Here is a 20,696-nt window from a genome sequence, read left to right as displayed (position 1 = left end):
GAAATAACAATCGACCAACAGCGATTATTCTTATACGAAAATTTGTAATTTTTATATGTAGAAAGCTAAACAGCTATTGTTTTGGAATGTTGATATATTACTTTTGTATATAAATGATCTTTATTTATATTTAAATAAAATTTTGAAGCCCTAGTTATGAAGAAGAAGGTTATTCTGGTACAGGATAATGAGGATATTTTGAATATCATGGAAAATGTACTCGATGAAGAAGGATTTGAAGTAATTCCTGCTTTAACAACGAAGCCAATTGATGATATAGAAAGAATTGATCCTGATGTTGTGGTGATTGATGACCACATTAAAGGGAATGTTAAGGGATCTGAAGTGGTTAAAAACCTTAAATCAGATCCTCAAACGGAAGATTTTCCGGCAATATTAACATCTACATCCAAAGATTTGGAGAAGCAGGCTGCTGCTTGCAATGCCGATGATTATATTGAAAAACCATTTGATCTCGACCACATGGTTGATGTGGTTAAAAAAAACGCTTAAACTTAAACCAAAACCTTTGGTTTGTAAGTATCGGTTTTTACAACTGCATTTAATTCGTGCAAAATTGTATATAAACCGAAGTTCGTTCTGTTTACATAAATAAAATGCTTAACCCCACGGGCTTGCTTAAATTCGGGCATTTTAGATATTTTCTCGCCGTATTCATATAATTTGGTAAAAAATTCGGGTTTACCAAAATCGAAAGAATTACTGGTGTAAGGCTTCGCAAAAAGCTCAATCATTTCTTTATACGATTTATAGTAAAACTCAACTTGCTGTGCAGTGTCATCGGCATGAATCATGTCTAGTTTTCTAAATGCATCTATAGTTTTAGCTTTATCCTTAATTACATCGCTAGAAATAAGAGAGAAAAATGGGTAATAAAAATCATCTGGTAATTCTTTAATGCATCCAAAATCAATTACGCCTAAGTTTTCATCAGGTGTGATCAAAAAGTTTCCGGGATGTGGATCTGCGTGAACTGCCCTTAATTCGTGTTGCTGAAAATTATAAAAATCCCAAAGTGCCTGACCAATTTTATTTTTTAATTCTTGAGAGGGATTTGTATTTAAAAACTCTTTTAAATGTTGCCCTTCAATCCAATCCATTGTAATAATCCGCTTAGCAGAAAATTCTGGATAATAACTTGGGAAAACGATATTTGGTAAATTTTTGCAGGCTTCTGTAAATTCAATCGATCGTTTTACTTCCAATTCGTAATCTGTCTCCTCTAAAAGTCGTTCTTCTACTTCTTTAATGTAGATCGCTAATTCTCGTTCATCCATTCCCAAAAGCCTAAAAGCAAATGGTTTTACCAAATTCAAATCCGATGAAATACTATCGCCAACACCTGGGTATTGAATTTTAACGGCTAACTTCTTTCCGTTTAAGCTGGCTTGGTGTACTTGCCCAATCGATGCTGCGTTTGTAGAATTGATGTTAAAGGTATCAAAAATTTCTTGCGGCGTTTTGCCGAAATTTCTAGTAAATGTTCTCACAATTAATGGGCCAGAAAGGGGAGGAGCATTGTATTGCGATTGCGTAAATTTATCTACATACGATTTTGGAAGTATGTTTTTATCCATACTTAACATTTGCGCAATTTTTAATGCACTGCCTTTGAGCTCACTTAATGATTGATAAATGTCGGTTGCGTTATCTTCATTTAATTGCGATCGATCTAAATCAGGATTAAATAACTTTTTAGAATAATGTTTTATGTAGTTGCCACCAATTTGAAAGCCTGTTTTAACAAACTTTGCCGAGCGTTCTACTTTTGTTGTAGGAATACTTTTTTGTGTCTTCATTATATGCTAAATCCCATCCGTTCTTTAAGGTTTCCATTTCTGCTCAAAAACTTGCCATATTCTAATAAGTTATCAATTGGAGAATGTTGAAACAAATCGAACGTTACGTTAATTCCTTTTTCAATGGCCTCATCAGTTTTTTCAAATTCAACGCTATCATCATTTATCCAAAAATTAAGAATAAACGCATATTGTAACCAAACTGCATCTTTGTAGCGCTTACTCAAAAAACGGCGTTCGGCCAGTTCGCCACTTTCCAAACCATCGTTAATTATTTCATCGGCAAAATTTTGAAAAATAGATTTTGCACCACTTAAAACAGCAGGCGTGGTAAATTTATCTTTGTGGCTTTTTAAACTATAAATGATAAAACTTCTATCGCTTTTCATCCGTTCTACGTAGCTGTAAAAAAAGGCTAGTATTTTCTCTCGAGCGGAATATTGAGGCCAAACTTCTTGCGCTTTAAGGGCACTTATTGTTTCTGATGTTAACTCAAACCAAATGGTTTTCTCAATACTTTCAAAAGAGGTATAAAATTGATAGAAATCTGCCTCAGGAATTTTAAGCTTTTTTACAAAACTATAAACCGATTTGGGTTGCTCATTATTGGTTAAAACATAATCGATATAAGCTGATCTAATTTGTTGAACGGTAGCCATATTTTTGAAGTTTTTTATGCTAAAAAATTGTTTTTTTGCTGTACTATAAAGATAACGTTTAAGCGATAATTTAATTAAACTGATTCAATAATTTACATCTAAAACAGAATCTTCGTGCGTATATACGAATAGGGCATAGCAAAGGTTTTTTAGCTTAATAATTTAGTGGATTAAAATATTTTAAAAGCGTAAATTGAAAATAAAAAGAAAAACGCTTCGTAAAATCGATTCCTGTTAATAAAACGTATATTGTAACAAAACAGAAAAGAAATGGAAATTATATTAATCATAGTTGTGGTTGTTTTGCTATTTGGAAGCAAAAAACTTCCAGAGCTTTTAAGAGGAATCGGAAAATCGAAAAAAGAATTTGAATCTGGTAAAAATGAAACGCCGGCAGAGTAGTATTTGAAACAAATGTTTTAGATGAGTGTTTAAATTTTAAATTATTATCATGGAAGATCCAAAAAACCAACCTCAAGAAAGCCAAAATCCAATTATCGAAAGCAATGAATCTGAACAATCTGGTTTGGATAAGTGGAATGAACGATTGGATGAAAATTTAGAGACTGAAGACCATAACGATGAACTTGCAGACGAAAATGCAAAAAATTTCTCTGAGAAATTTGGAAGCGCCGATCAATCTGCTGACTAACAATTTTAGAATTTTTTACCAGTTTGTATTTTTTATGATACAAGAATTGATATTTTTGGTTAATTTCTGGTAACGATGTGCTTGTTCTTTCGCATTAATGTTATATTGCATTCTATTTATATACTAATGCCAAATATTACCAAGCTTAACTAATGTTGATGAAAAGATCGTGGTTGCTAGTTACGCTCCTCTTATGTATTCTTTCATTCACCAAAACAGTTGCCCAAAATATTTCTAACGAGGGTACTGATTTTTGGAGTGTCTTTCCTACGCACGAACCTAGTGTGGATAGAGATAATGTAGTATATCTTGGTCAAATTGCAATTTTTGTTACCGCCAAACAAACTTCTGAAGTAACGGTGAGCGCCGGTTCATTTTCCTCAACCAAAACTATTCCGGCAAATACGGCCGTGCAGTTTGATGTGCCCCGTACCAATGCTTATGTAAATAAAAACGAGGCAAACCAAAACATTATCAATAGGGGTATTCATATTAAAGTAACTGATGGAAAGCCAAAAGTTTCTGCATATACCCACATTTATGGTAAGGCCAGATCTGCCGCATCGTTAATTTTGCCTTTCGAAACATTGGGGCAAACCTATTACTCCATGAATTTTACCCAAACCCCAGGCGGGAGTAATTACTTAACGTTGGTTGGTGTAGAGCCGAATACTACTGTTAATATACACGAAAAAAGTGGAAACATCATTAAAGTAAATTTAGCTAATCCTGGCGATGTTTATGAGTATTTACCACGTGGTACACCAGATATTACAGGCGTTTATGTAGAAACAGATGCTGCTACATCCTCGTGTAAAAGGTTTGCTGCATTTTCTGGTTCATCGGTAATTGGCATTGTTTGCACCGGTTCACAAGATCCAATATTTCAACAACTTTACCCAACGGTTAGCTGGGGCAAAACCTATGGTATAGTTCCTTTTTTCGGCAGGCGTTGCATTGTAAGAATTATGGCGCAAGAAGATAACACCAGTGTTACTTTTAATGGCTCAACGCAGGTTATAAATAAAGGTGCTTTTATCGAAAGTGGCCAGTTAACTTCATCTACTTACATTACCGCCGATAAATTAATTAGTGTTGCTCAATATTCGTTAACCCAGGCTTGCTCTTCGGCAAGTGGTGGCAGTGCAGAAGGCGATCCGGAAATGGTAATCCTGAATCCAATAGAGTTTAATATTAGCAATGTAACGGTTTTCTCCTCAAATTTAGAAAATATCACAGCCAAGTACATTAACGTATTAATTAGGGCCAATAAAACAGCTAGCTTTAAAATTAACGGAACTGCGCCATCTACAACTTGGTCGCCGTTGGCCGGCAATGCTAACTATTCCTATACGCAAATTCCAGTAACTGCTACCAGTTTAACACTTTCTGCTGATGATGGATTTAACGCCATTGCGTATGGTTTTGGTAGTGTAGAATCTTACGGCTATTCTGCAGGGACAAACTTAGCCGCCAACAATTTTTTAACTGTAGTAAATGATTCGAAAAACGAAGAAAACCAAAACGGCTGTGTAGGTACTAAATTGGATCTTAAAGTAAATTTGACTTATCAACCTGATAAAATTGTTTGGACTTTGGATGGTGAAGCACCCGAAGAAATTTTGAATCCGACACCAGAAGTTAAAGTAATTAATGGACAGACGCTTTACGTTTATCGGTATAATGTAGGCAAAACTTACAACGTAGTAGGCGAACATCATTTAAAGGTTGATGCGCATGTGCCTACAAATGCTTCTACCTGCGTAAGTGGAGATTTAACAACAAATTATGTTTTTATTGTTTATAGTTTACCAATCGCTAAGTTTGATGTAGCGGATTCTGGTTGTGAGCAAGCTGCGATTTCTTTTACCGATCAAAGTACTACCGATGAACCAAATGCGAGCGTTATCGGTTGGCTTTGGGATTTTAAAGATGGTACTACCTCTACAGATCAAAATCCGAAACACCAGTTTGCACAGCCGGGCGTTTACGAGGTTTCGCTTATTGCAAAATCTACCTTAGGCTGTTATGCTGATGCTGTTTCTAAAAGTATAACGATCAATCCTGTTCCAGTTTCAAGTTTTCTTGCTTTCGATAAAACATGTGTCAATACTGATCTTGTAATTACGGATCAATCTTCAATTCGCACGGCAGAAATTCCTACAGCATTAATTAAAACATGGCACTGGGTTTTCGGTGATGGAACCAACGAAGATAGAACAGATGCACTTCCTTTTGTACACAAATACACAGCAACAGGAACTTACACTATTACCTTAACCACAACATCCGAAACGGGCTGTGAAAGTAATGTATTTTCAAAGTCTGTTGAAGTGACTGAGCTACCGTCGGCTAACTTTACAATGCCCAATATCTGCTTAAATGATGGAACTGCTAAATTTATAAATACCTCCACAGATGTTGATGGCACTAACACTGGATTTACTTATTTGTGGGATTTCGGTGATACACAATCGCCAGGAAATGGTGTTAATACTTCGACTGATAAAGATGGGACGCACACTTATACAAAAGCGGATATTTATAATGTTACCTTAACTATTACCAATGCCAGTGGTTGTATTTCAGTAAAAACGCAAAGTTTTACCGTTAATGGATCAAATCCAATGGCTAATTTTGATATTTTAGATCAGTCTATAAATTCTTTGTGTGGCAATAACCCTATCGTTATCAAAAATACATCGACAGTAGATTTCGGAAGCATTACTAGGATAGAAGTTTATAAAGATTTTGATAATGACCCAACCAACTTCGAAACTTTCACTGCGCCAATTCCACCAGAAATTCTTTTAAACTACCAATCGTTCGGCACGCCAAGTACAAAAACTTTTAATGTTGCTTTAAAAGCATTTTCTGGCACTGTATGTTCGAGCTTTATTAGTAAAGCCGTAGCATTAAAAGCATCGCCAATTTTAAGTTTTTCTGCTATCAATCCAATTTGCGAAAACGATGGTCAGGTAATGATCACTCAATCCACGGAAACCTCGGGGATACCTGGTGATGGCACTTACTCAAGTGATGCAAATGGGATGAGTATCGATGGAAAATTTAATCCAAAATTAGCAGGCGTTGGCACACATAATATTACATATCTTTTTAATGCCGATAATGGTTGTTCATCATCAATAACACAAAGCATTACCGTTAATGCATCACCAACTGCAGATGCTGGCGAAACACTTTATATTCTTGCTGGTGGAGAAATTCCAATACCGGCTGTTGCAAGTGGAAATAATCTTGTATTTTCGTGGTTACCGGTAGAGGGGTTGAATAATCCGAATGTTTTAAATCCAATTGCCTCGCCCGAACAAGATACCCAATATACATTAACGGCAACCACCGATTTAGGTTGTACAGCTACCAGTAAGGTAACTGTAAAAGTGTTAGAAGGGGTAACACCGCCCAATACTTTTACGCCTAACGGCGATGGCATAAATGATGTTTGGAACATTAAATATTTAGAAACTTACCCTAATGCCACAGTAGAAGTATTTAACAGAGATGGCGTGAGGGTGTTTTTTAGTAAAGGTTATTCCGTTCCCTTTGATGGAAATTATATGGGCTCGGCGTTACCTGTTGGCGTTTACTACTTTTTAATAAGCCCAAAAAATGGGAGAAAAAATATTTCGGGCCCACTAACCATAATAAGATAATTGAAAAAATTAGCCACCATATTCATTTTGTTTTTTAGTGCGCAAGCTTACGCACAGCAAAAACCACAATATACGCAGTATATATTTAATCAATATTTGCTAAATCCAGCGCTATCGGGTATAGATAATTATGTAGATTTTAAAGGTGGTTTTCGTAAACAGTGGGCAGGTATAAATGGCTCACCTCAAACGTCATTTGCATCAGTAAGTTGGGCGCTCGGCGATCAACAATTATGGAGCAATGCGCTGACATCTTTTCCAGAACAAACAGGAAACCCGATGGATAGAAATTACACGCAAAATTATACATCGTCGCCAGCACACCATGGTGTGGGCGTTACAGCTGTTGTAGATAAGGCGGGCCCAATTTCTACCACGGATGTTAACTTAACTTATGCCTATCATTTGCAATTAAGTAATAATTTTAATTTATCTGTGGGTGTTGCAGGTGGTATTTCAAATATTTCGTTAAATGTGAATGCACTGAGTTTTGAATACGCAAATGATCCAGCAATTTCTAGAACTATTGTAAACCAAACTAAGCCAGATTTAAGTTTGGGCGTATGGTTGTACGGCGCTAGACTTTTTGCTGGCGTTTCGGCACAACAAATTCTACCTCAAAAATTAAGTTTTACAAGCACAAGTGATTACAATACTGGCAAAGAAGTGCCTCATTATTTTGCCACTGTTGGTTATAAATTTTTTATTGATAATGAAATTGCTGCAATCCCGTCAGTGTTGGTGAAATACGTTCAGCCGGCGCCAGTTTCGTTCGATTTAAATATGAAAGTGGCTTTTAAAGATCGCTTTTGGTTAGGTGGAAGTTATCGTAAAGATGATTCTTTTGCCGGAATGATTGGGTTTAATATCGGGAAAATGGTCAATTTAACGTATTCTTATGATTTCACCACTTCAGATCTTAATCAAGTAAGTAACGGAAGTCATGAAATTGTTTTGGGTTTGCTACTCAACAATATTTATAAAGTACCGTCTTATATTAAAATGTGGTAGCTTTTAGTTTTTTTGGTTTTTTGTTGTTTGGATTAGGGTATAACCAACCACCTAGCCAACTAACCACCTAACCAACTAATTAAAGTTCTTTCCTAAGTCTAGCCACCGGTATATTCATTTGTTCGCGGTATTTAGCAACCGTTCGTCTGGCAATGTTATATCCTTTTTCTTTCAAAATATCGGTTAGTTTTTCATCGGCTAAAGGTTTGCGTTTATCTTCGTTGCCAATACAATCTTCAAGAATTTTTTTAACTTCTTTGTTAGAAACCTCTTCGCCGTTTTCGGTTTGAATGGCTTCAGAGAAAAAAGATTTTAGTAAAAAAGTACCAAACTCTGTCTGTACATATTTAGAATTTGCAACTCTCGATACGGTAGAAATATCCATATCGATTTTATCGGCAATATCTTTCAAAATCATTGGTCGCATTTTGCGTTCATCAGCAGTTAAAAAATATTCGTACTGATAATGCATAATTGCATTCATGGTTTTTAGCAAAGTTTGTTGGCGTTGCTTTATTGCATCAATAAACCATCGGGCAGAATCGAGCTTCATTTTTACAAATTGAACCGCTTCTTTAAGTTTTTTGTCTTTCGCCGAAGATTTATCATAGTGCTCGAACATTTCTTGATACGAACGACTTACCTTTAACTCCGGTGCATTTTTTGAGTTGAGGGTTAACGTTAGTACATTTTCATTATTGCTGATGTGAAAATCGGGAATAATCTGCATCTGCTTGGTAGTAACCTGATTAGCATCACCGGGTTTCGGGTTTAAACGTAAAATCTCGTTTACAACTTCTTTCAGTTCCTCACTGTCTAAACCTAAACTTTTCTCTAATTTATCGTAATGTTTGCGTGTAAATTCATCCAAATAATTTTCAACAATATTCATTGCCTTTACAATTATTGGGTTATTGGCATCCTTTCTTTTAAGCTGTATTAACAAACATTCTTTTAAATCGCGCGCGCCTATCCCCGGAGGGTCAAAACTTTGTATTAAACGTAATATTTCCAAAACATCAGCTTCCTCAACCATTACATTTTGAGAGAAAGCCAAATCATCAATCATCGAAGTTAGCGGGCGGCGTAGATAGCCATCATCATCTAAACTGCCAATAATTTGCTTTCCAATAATAAAATCTTCATCCGATAGGGGTGTTAAATCCAACTGTTCTTGTAAACTTTCGAAAAAAGTGATTTCAATAGCAATTGGCGTTTCTTTCTTCTCCTCATCGTCGTCGCTATTGTTATAATTGGTGCTATAATCGTTGGTATTGTCGTCTTGTAGGTAGTCATCTACATTAAACTCATCAGTGCTGCTGGTTTCATTTGCCGAGCTGTCATAATCATCAGATGTGTCGTTTAAATCATCGTACTCGCCTTTCGGTTCTTCGGCAGTCATTAAACTTGGGTCTTCTAAAGCCGGGTTTTCTTCCAGCTCTTCTTTAATTCGAGTATCTAAAGCAACCGTTGGCACCTGCAAAAGTTTAATAAACTGTATTTGCTGCGGTGATAACTTTTGTAATAATTTTTGTTGTAGGTGTTGCTTTAACATATTTTAAAAAAAAAATAAGGAATTGAGACAAAAATAAACAAATCATTTCAAATTTTCTTTGCAATGCTTCATTTGGCTGAATGATAAACGTGTAATTTTACTAGAATATTTGAATATAGTTGAATCTTTACTACATTTATGATAAATAAACTAAATTTTAATTAACTATGGGTTTTGTAAAGGAATTTAAAGAGTTTGCCATTAAAGGCAATGTAATGGATTTGGCTATCGGTGTAATCATCGGTGGTGCATTTGGTAAAATTATAGATAGCGTGGTAAACGATTTAGTTATGCCTCTTGTTGCTGCAATAATTGGAAAACCAGATTTTAGCAACATGTATGTGGTTTTAAGAGGTGCTGTGCCACAAGGTGCTGCATTAGTTGATGCACGAAAAGTGGATGGTGCTGCAATTTTTGCTTATGGTAATTTTATTACTGTAGCCATTAACTTCATCTTACTTGCTTTGGTTATTTTTATGATGGTTAAAGCAATTAATTCTATGAAGCGTAAAGAAGAAGCTGTTGCTGCAGCTGCGCCACCTGTACCAACATCAGAAGAAGTTTTGTTAACTGAAATCAGAGATTTGCTTAAAGTTAAATCTTAATATTTCTAACTAAAATGCCGATTAATCCTTTCAATCGGCATTTTTTTTACTTTTGCATGCTAAAGTTACCCCTGTTTCTGAATTATCTTGGGTAATATGCCTCATAAGGCTAAGATATTTTTGCGCCTCAAATATCCCCATCTAAAATAACACCTATATCTGGCAAAAGCTGATGCCTCTAAATTTCATTCACCGATCAAAATTGGGGTTTTACCGATAAATACCTCATTTTAGGCGTTACACTATATGCTATTTCTTGCGCTATGGATACTTTTGGTGTATAATAAAAAGAAAGACAATGGAAAATATTCAAAATAACAATAAGCGCCAAGTACTTAGAGGACTAATCATTTTAATTGTAGGTCTGGTGTTTTTATTACCAGCAATAGGTATAAATGTTCCGAACTGGGTTTTCGGTTGGTACACATTTCTACTATGTTTGGGTTTTTATATCGGTGTTAAAAGAAATTTTAGAGGTGGTGCGTGGTTGGCATTAATTATTATTGGTGCTTTATTTACAATTGATGCAATACCTGGATTTGATTTTGATGCTTCGAAATATGGCGTGGGTTTAGGTTTGGTGGCGTTGGGCGCATTCGTGATTTTTAAATCTAAAGACGGCACAAGAAATAGATTTAAAGATCGAATTAACCAAAAATTTGGTTCTGCTGGAGCGAATTACAATACGAACGGAAACGCTGATGCAGGTATTAATGATAATGCGGTGATTGATGTTGTTGCGGTTTTTGGAGGATCTCAACAAACGGTTTATAGCAAACAATTTAACGGAGGCAGTATCATAGCGGTATTTGGCGGAGCCGATATCAACTTTACCCAATCGGATTTTGCAGACACTGTTTGTTTGGATGTAACTGCAATTTTTGGCGGCATTAAATTAATTGTACCTCCAGGATGGGCAATAAAATCTAATGTAACTGCAGTTTTTGGTAGTGTAGAAGATAAAAGAGGGCACAACATGCCAAATAGTGATGTTCCTTTAAAAACTTTGGTTTTGGCTGGATCTGCATTTTTTGGTGGCATAGAAGTGAAAAGTTTTTAAACTCATCCTTTAAATATCAACTTTTTTTGGCCATCAATTCAAATACAACCTTTATAAAATTAAGGTAGTGTTAGAAAAAGCCGCTCCGTCAAATTAATCCAATATAAATCTTTTATGGTAAGACCTCTATCTATCCCGAAAATACAAAAAGCAACCTTGGCAACTGCTTTGGTTTTTACCGCAATAAGTTTGCTCACACTTCATTATGTTGTGCATTTCAATTGGCTTGTTTCCGTAGTCGATGGCATGGTTAATAACATATTTTTGCTGTTGGCTTGTATTGGCCTTAGCAACATGATGGGGTATTATCAGCCCAAAAAAGAAAGAGTAATGTATGTGCTGAGTATAACTTTAGCGCTTACATTGATTATCATTTTTTTGGCGAAATATTTATTGTTGTATTTCTTTTCTAGTGCCGATAATTACCGCAGTTTTTACGATTTTTCATTGGCTTTTAGAGGTGTGCTATGTTTCGTATTCCTCGCTTGGTGCGCAATGGCTAATATTCTTTGGTATCGTTTAGGTGAAGAATCTGAAATGAGAGAACGTTTATTTACAGCTCAAAAATTAGCCAAAGAAGCAGAATTGAATAAATTAAGGCATCAATTGCAACCACACTTTTTGTTTAACAGTTTAAATTCGGTTTTCGCTTTAACGATGATTAACCCAAGTGAGGCTGGTGTAATGATTACCAAACTTGCTTCTTTTTTGCGAGGTACGCTTAAACGAGATGATGATATTTGGGTAAATGTTGCCGAAGAAATGGAATATATTCAACTATATTTAGATATTGAAAAAGTAAGGTTTAGCCATCGATTAAATCTTGATATTAATATTGATGAAGACACCCTAAATCTTTCGTTACCAGGAACATTACTGCAGCCTATTGTAGAAAATGCAATTAAATTTGGCTTGTACAATACATCAGCCAAAGTAACGATCAAGATTGATGTAGTTTCCATTCCTAATTTTTTGCAAATTACAGTGCAAAACCCTTTCGATGCGGAGATGAAAGCAACTGGCGGTACAGGTTTTGGGTTAACTTCTATAAAAAGACGCTTATATTTACTTTTTGCAGATCAAAATTTGCTGCAAACCCAAGCGGTCGATAATAATTTATATATTACAATCTTAAAAATCCCTCAAAAAAATGATCAGAGCAGTATTGATTGATGATGAGCCACTGGCTCGAGATATTGTTAAACATTATATTGCCGATTACCCTGAAATTCAAATTGTGGGTGAGTGTGCCGATGGATATGAGGGGTTGAAAGCGATAAGTTTGCTTAAGCCTGATTTAATTTTTTTGGATATTCAGATGCCCAAAATAAACGGTTTCGAAATGTTAGAATTGGTGGATGAAAAACCCGCTGTAATTTTTGCTACGGCTTATGATGAATTCGCCATTAAAGCTTTCGAAGTTAACGCAGTAGATTATTTACTTAAGCCGATAGATAAACAGCGGTTTGATTTGGCTATTAAAAAATTACCGCTAAGGCTTGCTCAGCTTGATCGAACTGAAGCAGTTTTGGATGCCGCTGCGCTAAATCCAATGCAAAAAACTAGGGTAGTGGTTAAAAAAGATGGGGTAATTAAAATTATCCCAATTGCCGATATCCATTACTTTGAAGCCGATGATGATTACGTGAAACTAAATACAGTTTCGGGGAATTATTATAAAAATAAAACCATGGCGTTTTTCGAGCAAACTTTGGATAGTAGTCAATTTATCCGCATCCACCGTTCGTATATCATCAATGTTGCGCAAATAACTAAAATAGAATTAAAAGAAAAAGATAGTTATGTAGTGTTATTAAAATCAGATATTTGGTTGCCCGTAAGTAAAACAGGCTACGCAAAACTTAAAGTTTTACTAGGGCTGTAAAAGGTTGTTAAATTGCACAACGCTAAATTAGGGCACAATTTACAAAGTCTAATTCCGAAAGAAATGCTACATTTGCCAACAAGGGTTGCGATTTAGAAACTTTAAAAAAATAAAATGGTTTGCGCTTGCATTTGTAGAGAAATCGCTATATATTTGCACCTCTTAATTTTGAAATTATAATAAGATAATATACAGTCATGAAAAGAACATACCAACCTTCGCAAAGAAAGAGAAGAAACAAACACGGCTTCCGCGAAAGAATGGCAACAGCTAACGGCAGACGAGTATTAGCATCACGTCGTGCTAAAGGAAGAAGTAGATTAACAGTTTCAGACGAGCGCAAGCATAAAGCTTAATTTTTGATTGCTTTCCGTTAATTCGGAATTGGCAGGTCAAATCTGCATTTTACAATCAAAAATATATGTACTCATTTAAGAAAGAAGAACGGTTATGCAGCAGGAAACATTTAGACCTGTTGTTTAAAAGCGGTTCTTCTTTTTTATTATATCCATTTCGTATTTCGTATCTTTTTGTTGATGCTACAGCTGATTTTCCAGTTCAAGTTGTAATCAATGTTCCAAAAAAAAGGTATAAAAGAGCCGTAGATCGCAATTTGCTAAAACGCAGAATTAGAGAAGCCTACCGCTTAAGTAAACAAGACTATTTTTATTCAAAAATACCGACAGATAAAGGATTACTTCTTTTTTCTTTACATTTTGTGGGCAAAGAGAAATATGAATATGATTTTTTAGCCAAGAAAATGTTGGCAACATTTAAACGTTTTTTTAGTTTAATTGCGCCAAATGAAATTAATTAATAAATTATTTGGATGGTTTTTTCTTTTACTTATTAAGATTTACCAATTCGCAATTTCGCCAATGCTCGGTGGCAATTGTAGGTTTACGCCAACCTGCTCGCAATATGGCGTAGAAGCTATAAAAAAGCATGGGCCGTTTAAGGGTGGTTGGTTAACTTTAAAAAGAATAGGGCGTTGCCATCCTTGGGGTAAACATGGGCACGACCCAGTTCCATAGTATAATTGCTATCTCAAATCTAACTTCTCACATCTAACTTCTCACATCTAATTTCTCAATTCTCACATCTCATCACTCAACACTAAAAAAAATGGCTAAAATACTTTTAATCGAAACCGCTACCAAGGTGTGTTCTGTTGCTTTATCAGTTGATGGAAATGTTGTGGCACTTAAAGAAGAAAGCGGACAAAGCCTGCATGCCAGTAATTTAACGTTATTTATTGATGAGGTGATTAAAAATTCACTTTTGGAATATAAAGATCTGGATGCGGTTTGCGTAAGTAAGGGGCCAGGTTCTTACACAGGATTAAGAATTGGTGTGTCATCGGCTAAGGGTATTTGTTTCGCTTTAGATATTCCGTTAATTGCGATAGAAACCTTATTGATGATGGCTGCGGGCTTTTTGGAACAGCATACAGATTATAAAGGCTTGGTTACGCCGATGATTGATGCACGAAGGATGGAAGTTTACACTTCGGTTTTTGATGCAAAGTTGAATGTTTTGGAGCCAACAAGTGCAAAAATTATCGATGCAGAGAGTTATTCAAATTTCCTAACCGCAAGCGAGCTAACCTTTATTGGCGATGGAGCAGAAAAATGTGCCATTACATTGAATCACTCAAATTCAAAATTCAACCTAGATAATTTCAACTCGGCAACGAACATGAGCAAATTAGCCGAAAGCGCTTTTCATAATAATAAATTTGAAGACGTAGCCTACTTTGAGCCGTTTTATTTAAAGGATTTTGTAGTTACGCAACCTAAAGCTAAACTTGTTTAATTGTGCGCTAAAATAAAGATTTAAACCATCTGAATAAACTTCCGTTATCCTTATCATTTATTCCCGGGATCATATCGCTAAATTGTGGGTGATTAACCACATTACCAAATTTTATTCCAATACCCATATAGAAAGACGCTCCGTTATGGCCTGTCCCCGAAAGTCTATCGTTTAGCAAACCGTTTGCGAAGTAACCTGTTCCGATCAAATTTTCGGTACCCATAAAAAATTCAAAGTTTGGGGTTTGATATTTGCCCTGCAAACCTAACATAAAAATTTTATTGAAATTATAAGTGGGTGTTACACTTGCCGAAAGGTTGTCGTAATTAAATGTGTTTACAAAAGCTACATCGCCACCTTTGTAAAATAAGTTTTTCGAAATTGCTAATCCAGGTTTGTAAAAGCCAAATTGCTTTGAGAGATACACATCGATTTTTGCATTGGTTGGCGTTAAAAATTTCTTGGATGTGTTATTTAAAACAAAAATATCTTTAATTTCTTGATTGGTATTATCCTGATTGTAGTCGATATTTTCTATAACTTTATTGGCATTAAGTGTGTTCTGTTGTGGATTATTACGCCACCAGATAAACCCCAAATCTTTAATGTTTGCCATTAAAAATAAGCCTTTTTTAGTTTTGTAATTGGTGCCGAAACCAAACGACAGACCGGGATTTTTAAAATTCGGAATTACAGTGTTTTTGTTAAATTTTTCCGTGTCGGTTATTGTGCTTCGGTAATCACCATTTAAACCAATTCTAAGGTAATTGTCATCTCCATTAATGAATAAGCGAGAATTGTTGATATTTCCATCAATGTAAGATATTCCGGTTAATATGCTCAATTTAAGTCCAAAAGCTAATCTTTTATCCCAATTTTCGCGATAAGTAAAACTGAATTGGTGGTAGCTTTCTTGGTATCCGCTAGCATTAAAAATACCATTTAACTCAACGCCTTGTGGAAACCTAGTGTACGAATCAAAAATCGCTAAGTTTTCATTGGTATAATTTGCTTGTCCGTCGGTTCTAATCTGCCACGAAAAGCCCAATTCTTTTTGGTACTTATACGATTGAAAAATCCGAAAGGTTGCTACATAAATATTTGAATTTACAAAAGCGCGGTTTATATCCCCATGCCCAAGTGGTAAATTTCTTGTATCAAATGTGCCTTCTTGAATAAATCTTCGAACAACATTGTCGCTACTTCCGCTATTGGCCGCATTGATGTTAAAATAAGGAAGCAAAAAATTTGAAGAGAATTTTCGGGAAGAATCTAAAGTAAACGACTTTTGCGAAGGATTTTCGAAAGCATCGAACATAGATTGGGTACCGAACAATGCATATTGTTGTGCAAGGGTTGTGGTGTAAACAGAAATAAATGTCGCAATAAGTAAAAGTTTTTTCATCGAATCCGAGAATTGGGTTAATTATAGCTATAAACGATTGGTTAAGGTATCTGGTATTTGTGGTTTTACATATTTGTTTAAAAGCATGTTCGTCATAAATCTATTTTTATCGGCAGCCATTTGATAATAAAAAGTATCAAAAGATTTTAATGAAGCTTCTTTGCTTAAATTTCTATAAAATGAGTTTTGTACAGCATTTCTAAAAATTCCATCACTATTTTTTAAGTTAATGTAAAAACTAACGTTGGCTGTGGTCGAAATTTGGTTAAGTGCATCCAAATATTCAGCAGATTGTATAAGGAATCGGCTATTTTTGTAATCGTTTAAAAAGGACTGTAAAGTACTTGGATTGTTTGCCACAACCAAATTATTATCCACTATGGTGTAAAAAGGTTTGTTAAATTTCTTAAAAGGTTCGCCAAAATAGCTATATAAAATACCATCGGTTTTAAACGCTTTAATATCATCGTTGTAATTATTGCTAATGTCTAAAAGCAATTGTTTAACCTTATCGCCATTTGATAAAGAAATTGCACCTAGTTTTTCTCCAGTACTGAGTTGAAAAAGTATAAATTGGTTTTTCGCATATTGCGGAAAAATGGTGTTTAAATTTACACGGTATTGGTTTTGAATATTCGAAATATTTTTTTCGATTTTTTCGTTCTCATTTTTTTCGACAAACCAGTTCTTTAGTTTTTTGTGCCAATTGCTGTAATCGGCAAAGGCATAAAGCACGTAATTTGCCGAATTTTTTGGTAAAATATTGGTAATGGAAATAACTTGTGGCGAAATGTTTTCAAATAATTTTAAGTAATTATCAGCCGATTTTATATCAGTATTGCCATTAAATAGAATTTTCTCTTTACTGAAATTATAGTTTAAAACAGCGTAGCTATTCTGTTTGTTTAAAAAATTTAGTTCGCCATTAATATTACCCGCCAAAATAATTTTTAGCAAAGCGGGCGCCTCATTAAAATTGAGATAAGTTGTTGCTAAAACAGTTTTCTTATACTGATTATTGGCCTTAATGTAATCTGCAAAATCATTCCTTTTCGGATCCTTTAGCGCATTTTTTACGAGTTGTAAAGAAGAAGATGCGGTAACAACATTGTTTTTAAAACCAATATAAACCTCAACACTATCACTTAATTTAAGATCGTAAATTTCATTAGCCTGTGTTAATGGATTCTTTAACTTGCTTTTAAAATTTTCGATTTTTTTATGCGTTTCAATTTGAGCGGTAAAAAGAAAGTTTATATCCTTTTTTTCATCAGGTAGTACACTTAAATAAACTGGCTGATCATTTATAAACGAATTATATAAATCATTATCTACAATGGCTTTTTTGAAATTCATTAATAGTGCCATTTTATCTATACCCAAAAGTTGTTGTAGTAAAGTCTGACTTTCAGTAATTTGGTAAAAGCTTTTATCATTCTGGAAAGTGAAAATTATCGAAGCCTGATTGGTAGCTACCAATAAAGCAGTGTCATTTTTATCATTTTCGCTGTTCAGCCTCGAAAAGTAAAAGTACGTCAATCCGGCGATGCCGAAAACCAGTACAACCAATAAAATAATTATTTTTCTCATCTGTTTGTGCAACAAATTTAAATTATTACATCCATTTGTAAGAAGTTCTTTGTCATTTTATTAATTTAGCCATGCTTTAAGCATTAACTATGAATAAACGTATTATTTTAACGGCTTCCTTTTTTGGCGCTATAGCTGTTTTATTAGGTGCTTTCGGCGCTCACGGGCTAAAAAATTCGATAGACGCCCCTTCATTGGCAATTTGGCAGAAAGGTGTAGAGTATCAATTTTACCACACATTTGCCCTACTTTATCTCTCTACTTTTGCACGTTACCGAAATAAACTCATTAATATTGCCTATTTCTGTTTCACTTTTGGAATCATTTTATTTTCGGGCTCGTTATATTTATTGGCTACGCGTAGTATTTTGAATTTAAATTTTACAGAATTTATTGGTCCAATTACACCTATTGGTGGCTTGCTTTTTGTTTTGGGCTGGATTATGCTTTTCTTCGCCGCCTTTAAAGATAAATAATGGAGCATTTCGATTTGGATATTTTTACAGAAAGAGAAACACTTTTTGTTGAAGTGGTTTTGCCACTATCTTTAGCGAAAAACTATACGTACCGCGTTCCGTTTGATTTAAACGATCAAATTGAAATTGGTAAAAGGGTAGTTGTGCAGTTTGGAAAACATAAAATCTACACAGCGTTAATTCGATCTATTACCCAAACGCCGCCACAGCATTATGAGGCCAAATATATTATTGATGTTGTAGATGCTTCGCCAGTAATTACGCAAACCCAACTTAAATTTTGGAGCTGGATGATGCAATATTACATGTGTAACGAAGGCGATGTAATGTACGCTGCTTTGCCTGCAAGTTTAAAATTGGCCAGCGAAACCATTTTGATGTTGAGAGCTGATTTTGACGAAAGTATTGAGTGCTCAGAAAAAGAGCAAATTATTATCTCAGCATTAAAAAAACAACAAAAAATTACCGTAAATGATGTAGCTAAATTGTTGGGACAAAAAACAATTTATCCCATTATAAATCGCTTATTAGAAAAAGAAATTATTTTAGTTGCTGAAGAGGTAATTCAAAAATATAAACCCTTACTTAAATCTTATATTTTATTAAATGATTTTTACAAGGAGGAAGAAAATTTAAAGCAACTTTTTAGCGTTTTAGAAAGAGCACCAAAGCAATTGGATGCGTTGTTAGCTTATCTGAAATTAAATAAACTCGGATTACCAATTTCGAAAGAGCAACTTTTAGAAGAAAGCAACTGTGGCGTAGGTGCGTTAAAAGCATTAACAGATAAGGAAATATTTGCATTGGTTAAAAAACCCATTAGTAGGTTGGTAGCAAATGAGGATGATTTTAGCATAAACTTTCAGCTAAATGCCGAACAGCAGTCTGCTTTTGATAATATAAATTTACTTTTTAACCAAAAGGAAGTGGTGTTGTTGCACGGTGTAACGGCATCAGGAAAAACACAGGTTTACATTAAATTAATTGAGGCTATAATTGCTAAAACGGATGGGCAAGTTTTGTTTCTATTGCCAGAGATTGCACTTACTACGCAAATTGTAGAACGTATTAAGAAGTATTTTGGGAATACGATTGGTGTTTACCATTCAAAGTTTAACAACAGCGAACGTGTAGAAATTTGGAATAAAGTGCTTAACGGAACTTTTAAGGTGATTTTGGGCGCAAGATCGGCAGTGTTTCTTCCTTTTCAAAATTTGAAGTTAATTGTTGTTGATGAGGAGCACGAACCATCTTATAAGCAATACGACCCAGCGCCACGTTATCAAGCGCGAGACGCTGCAATTTACTTAGGTTTTTTACATCAAGCTAAAGTGGTTTTAGGCTCTGCAACGCCATCGCTAGAGAGTTATTACAATGCTTTGTCGGGCAAATACGGTTTAGTCGAAATGAAATCTCGTTTTGGTGGTGTACAGTTGCCCAATCAACAGGTAGTTAGTATAGCCGAAGAAACGAAGAAAAAGACCATGGTGTCATATTTTTCGAGCGTGCTGATGAAGGATATAGACCTCGCATTAGCAAAGAAAGAACAGATTGTACTTTTTCAAAATAGGAGAGGCTACGCCACCATTTTAATTTGCGCTACCTGTGGCTACACGCCAAAATGTATCAATTGTGATGTAAGTTTAACCTATCATAAAAGTAGCGGCAAATTGCATTGTCATTATTGTGGTTATCAACAAAGTAGTGTAAGTGTTTGTCCGGCTTGTGGCTCGGTACATGTAGAGCAAAAAGGTTTTGGCACAGAAAGGATTGAGGAAGAGTTGAAATTACTTTATCCGGATGTTACCATAGCCAGGCTAGATATGGACAGCACGCGGACTAAAAATGGTTTACAGCAAATTTTAACAGATTTTCAAGATAAGAAAACGGATATATTAATTGGCACACAAATGGTTGCCAAAGGTTTAGATTTTGATAACTTAAGTTTAATTGGCGTTATAAATGCCGATACATTATTGAGCTTCCCCGATTTTAGAGCTTACGAACGGAGTTTTCAACTATTGGCGCAAGTTGCAGGCAGGGCGGGTAGAAGAGCCGACCAAGGCAACGTGTGCATACAAACTTACGATGCCAACAACCGCATTATAAAGCAGGTAGTGGAAAACGATTATATCGGGATGTACAATGATGAGATTTTGGAGCGCGAAAAATTCTCCTATCCGCCTTTTTCTCGAATGATATTCTTGTACATTAAACACAAAGATGCCAATGTTTTAGATCGTGCTGCGTTGAGTTTAGCAAAAACCTTAAAAGCAAAATTTGGAGCCCGCGTTTTAGGTCCGGAGCAACCATTGGTAAGCAGGGTGAGAAACCTTTACATTAAACAAATTATTATTAAGGCCGATAAAAATACTGCAATACCAAAGGTTAAAATTGCACTTAAAGAAACCCTGCTTGAATTTAATGCAACCAAAGAGTTTAAAAGTGTTTACATTCAAATAGACGTAGATCCTTACTAATATAATAAT

The 20,696-nt window shown here is 35.1% G+C and carries 20 protein-coding genes; 15 read left to right on the top strand and 5 right to left on the bottom strand.

The genetic code is table 11. From position 1 onward, the window contains the following. Positions 1 to 156 precede the first annotated feature (156 nt). Positions 157 to 513: a response regulator gene (locus EZJ43_RS11000; RefSeq protein ID WP_133262769.1), complete on the top strand. Its 357-nt coding sequence runs from the start codon at positions 157 to 159 to the stop codon at positions 511 to 513. Positions 514 to 515: 2 nt separating this feature from the next. Here the strand turns inward: EZJ43_RS11000 and EZJ43_RS10995 are convergent, their stop codons facing one another. Both EZJ43_RS10995 and EZJ43_RS10990 read right to left on the bottom strand, forming a co-directional pair. Then, positions 516 to 1,820 carry an ABC1 kinase family protein gene (locus EZJ43_RS10995; RefSeq protein ID WP_133262768.1) on the bottom strand — a complete coding sequence of 435 codons (1,305 nt, stop codon included), beginning with the start codon at positions 1,818 to 1,820 and terminating at the stop codon, positions 516 to 518. Beyond that, on the bottom strand, positions 1,820 to 2,479 hold the full coding sequence (locus EZJ43_RS10990) for a TetR family transcriptional regulator C-terminal domain-containing protein (RefSeq protein ID WP_133262767.1): 660 nt from the start codon (positions 2,477 to 2,479) through the stop codon (positions 1,820 to 1,822). Before EZJ43_RS10990 ends, EZJ43_RS10995 begins: the two co-directional genes overlap by 1 nt. A gap of 270 nt (positions 2,480 to 2,749) precedes the next feature. Here EZJ43_RS10990 and EZJ43_RS10985 point away from each other — a divergent pair, with 270 nt between their 5' ends. The 4 genes from EZJ43_RS10985 to EZJ43_RS10970 all read left to right on the top strand — a co-directional run bounded on the left by EZJ43_RS10985 (position 2,750) and on the right by EZJ43_RS10970 (position 7,816). After that, positions 2,750 to 2,881, top strand: coding sequence for a twin-arginine translocase TatA/TatE family subunit (locus tag EZJ43_RS10985; RefSeq protein WP_133262766.1), 132 nt, complete (start codon positions 2,750 to 2,752; stop codon positions 2,879 to 2,881). A 49-nt stretch (positions 2,882 to 2,930) separates the two neighbouring features. Further along, complete coding sequence (locus EZJ43_RS10980; protein ID WP_133262765.1) at positions 2,931 to 3,131, top strand: hypothetical protein; 201 nt, start codon at positions 2,931 to 2,933, stop codon at positions 3,129 to 3,131. Between the two features lie 158 nt (positions 3,132 to 3,289). Next, entirely contained in the window at positions 3,290 to 6,805 is a 3,516-nt protein-coding gene (locus EZJ43_RS10975) for a PKD domain-containing protein (RefSeq protein WP_165953147.1), read from the top strand. Further along, entirely contained in the window at positions 6,806 to 7,816 is a 1,011-nt protein-coding gene (locus EZJ43_RS10970; RefSeq protein WP_133262763.1) for a PorP/SprF family type IX secretion system membrane protein, read from the top strand. A 79-nt stretch (positions 7,817 to 7,895) separates the two neighbouring features. Here the strand turns inward: EZJ43_RS10970 and rpoN are convergent, their stop codons facing one another. Continuing rightward, the gene (gene rpoN, locus EZJ43_RS10965) at positions 7,896 to 9,371 is read right to left on the bottom strand and encodes an RNA polymerase factor sigma-54 (RefSeq protein WP_133262762.1); all 1,476 of its coding nucleotides are present in this window, start codon (positions 9,369 to 9,371) and stop codon (positions 7,896 to 7,898) included. A gap of 167 nt (positions 9,372 to 9,538) precedes the next feature. On the opposite strand from rpoN, the gene mscL reads away from it, so the two are divergent. The 8 genes from mscL to tsaB all read left to right on the top strand — a co-directional run bounded on the left by mscL (position 9,539) and on the right by tsaB (position 14,736). Beyond that, positions 9,539 to 9,976: a large conductance mechanosensitive channel protein MscL gene (mscL, locus tag EZJ43_RS10960; RefSeq protein ID WP_133262761.1), complete on the top strand. Its 438-nt coding sequence runs from the start codon at positions 9,539 to 9,541 to the stop codon at positions 9,974 to 9,976. A gap of 298 nt (positions 9,977 to 10,274) precedes the next feature. Beyond that, complete coding sequence (locus EZJ43_RS10955) at positions 10,275 to 11,036, top strand: LiaF transmembrane domain-containing protein (protein ID WP_133262760.1); 762 nt, start codon at positions 10,275 to 10,277, stop codon at positions 11,034 to 11,036. 114 nt (positions 11,037 to 11,150) lie between these two features. Next, on the top strand, positions 11,151 to 12,209 hold the full coding sequence (locus tag EZJ43_RS10950) for a sensor histidine kinase (RefSeq protein ID WP_133262759.1): 1,059 nt from the start codon (positions 11,151 to 11,153) through the stop codon (positions 12,207 to 12,209). After that, positions 12,187 to 12,921, top strand: coding sequence for a LytR/AlgR family response regulator transcription factor (locus EZJ43_RS10945; protein WP_133262758.1), 735 nt, complete (start codon positions 12,187 to 12,189; stop codon positions 12,919 to 12,921). The genes EZJ43_RS10950 and EZJ43_RS10945 overlap by 23 nt, the downstream gene beginning before the upstream one ends. A gap of 197 nt (positions 12,922 to 13,118) precedes the next feature. After that, entirely contained in the window at positions 13,119 to 13,277 is a 159-nt protein-coding gene (gene rpmH / locus EZJ43_RS10940) for a 50S ribosomal protein L34 (RefSeq protein WP_133262757.1), read from the top strand. Between the two features lie 65 nt (positions 13,278 to 13,342). Then, positions 13,343 to 13,738, top strand: a complete 396-nt coding sequence (locus tag EZJ43_RS10935) for a ribonuclease P protein component (RefSeq protein ID WP_133262756.1) — start codon at positions 13,343 to 13,345, stop codon at positions 13,736 to 13,738. Continuing rightward, positions 13,725 to 13,955 (top strand): membrane protein insertion efficiency factor YidD, encoded by a 231-nt coding sequence (gene yidD, locus EZJ43_RS10930; RefSeq protein ID WP_133262755.1) that lies wholly within the window; start codon positions 13,725 to 13,727, stop codon positions 13,953 to 13,955. The genes EZJ43_RS10935 and yidD overlap by 14 nt, the downstream gene beginning before the upstream one ends. Positions 13,956 to 14,046: 91 nt before the next feature. Next, a complete protein-coding gene (gene tsaB / locus EZJ43_RS10925) occupies positions 14,047 to 14,736 on the top strand; it encodes a tRNA (adenosine(37)-N6)-threonylcarbamoyltransferase complex dimerization subunit type 1 TsaB (RefSeq protein WP_133262754.1) in 690 nt (229 codons plus the stop codon). Between the two features lie 7 nt (positions 14,737 to 14,743). Here tsaB and EZJ43_RS10920 read toward each other — a convergent pair whose 3' ends face one another. Then, complete coding sequence (locus EZJ43_RS10920; RefSeq protein WP_133262753.1) at positions 14,744 to 16,141, bottom strand: DUF5723 family protein; 1,398 nt, start codon at positions 16,139 to 16,141, stop codon at positions 14,744 to 14,746. Between the two features lie 27 nt (positions 16,142 to 16,168). Next, on the bottom strand, positions 16,169 to 17,731 hold the full coding sequence (locus tag EZJ43_RS10915) for a hypothetical protein (RefSeq protein WP_133262752.1): 1,563 nt from the start codon (positions 17,729 to 17,731) through the stop codon (positions 16,169 to 16,171). 89 nt (positions 17,732 to 17,820) lie between these two features. Here EZJ43_RS10915 and EZJ43_RS10910 point away from each other — a divergent pair, with 89 nt between their 5' ends. Further along, positions 17,821 to 18,207 (top strand): DUF423 domain-containing protein, encoded by a 387-nt coding sequence (locus EZJ43_RS10910; protein ID WP_133262751.1) that lies wholly within the window; start codon positions 17,821 to 17,823, stop codon positions 18,205 to 18,207. Next, positions 18,207 to 20,687, top strand: a complete 2,481-nt coding sequence (priA, locus tag EZJ43_RS10905; protein ID WP_133262750.1) for a replication restart helicase PriA — start codon at positions 18,207 to 18,209, stop codon at positions 20,685 to 20,687. The genes EZJ43_RS10910 and priA overlap by 1 nt, the downstream gene beginning before the upstream one ends. The last annotated feature ends 9 nt before the right edge of the window (positions 20,688 to 20,696 follow it).

It is taken from the genome of Pedobacter changchengzhani, from assembly GCF_004354365.1.
Taxonomy (GTDB): domain Bacteria; phylum Bacteroidota; class Bacteroidia; order Sphingobacteriales; family Sphingobacteriaceae; genus Pedobacter; species Pedobacter changchengzhani.
Note: the sequence above shows the minus strand (reverse complement) of the source record. Positions and strands in the feature narration are given on the sequence as shown.